The sequence below is a fragment of the Paenibacillus sp. 3LSP genome (assembly GCF_032465655.1).
Taxonomy (GTDB): Bacteria; Bacillota; Bacilli; order Paenibacillales; family Paenibacillaceae; genus Fontibacillus; species Fontibacillus barengoltzii.
This window is the reverse complement of record NZ_JAWDJI010000039.1, coordinates 1-713: the sequence shown is the minus strand read 5'-3', so window position 1 is coordinate 713 and position 713 is coordinate 1. Positions and strand designations below refer to the sequence as shown.

Here is a 713-nt window from a genome sequence, read left to right as displayed (position 1 = left end):
ATGGAGTTGAGCCACTCCACCTGTTCCGTGCGGTCATAGCGTTCGTAGCCGACCAGCTGGCGGACGAGAAAGCCGTTTTTCTGCTCCACGTGAGCATTGTCGTTTTTGCGATAAGGGCGGCTGCGCGTGAAACGAATGTTGTTCGAAGCGCAGAAGGTTTTCAAATGGGCGTTTAAAAACTCTTGGCCGTTGTCACTGTGGATCCCCCAAGGCTGCATGGGCCACTCCGCGATGATGTGCTTGAGCTCACGAAGCACGGCAAGTTGGGATTTGCCGAGCAGCGCGCGTCTGCGGGTGTAGCCGGAGACCACGTCGGTCACAGTCAGCGTATAGGCGAAGTGGCCGAGCGACGATCCGCCGTTGTGTTCGACCAAATCGATTTCCAGCGCGCCCGGACGCGTTTCATCCCAATCGTAGGCGATCATGGGCACTTGTGAACGGAGTTCGGCGAGCGGCTTTCGCTTGTTGACAGCTGGTCTGGCTTTTGGACAACGAAGTGTGGATAACCTGCGCGCCAATGTCGGGCGGCTGATCTTTTGCAACTGCGATATGATAAGGTCGGTAAGGTGCAGGTGACCGTGCCGGGCAAGGCTCTGGGCTGTATCGAGCAGAACAGGATGCAGTCGCTCGGCACAAGGATAATCCAGGGCTTCCCAAACGCGCTCAATGACGGGCATCGCCTCCTGGTAAGCTAATGGCCGATTACGTTTCGA

General features: G+C 57.1%; 1 protein-coding gene. It reads right to left on the bottom strand.

Annotation, left to right across the window (positions count from 1 at the left end):
- Nucleotides 1-677, bottom strand: a 677-nt coding sequence (locus RW092_RS01915) for a DDE-type integrase/transposase/recombinase (RefSeq protein ID WP_316009364.1), incomplete at its 3' end; no start/stop codon positions are given.
- Between the last annotated feature and the right edge of the window lie 36 nt (nucleotides 678-713).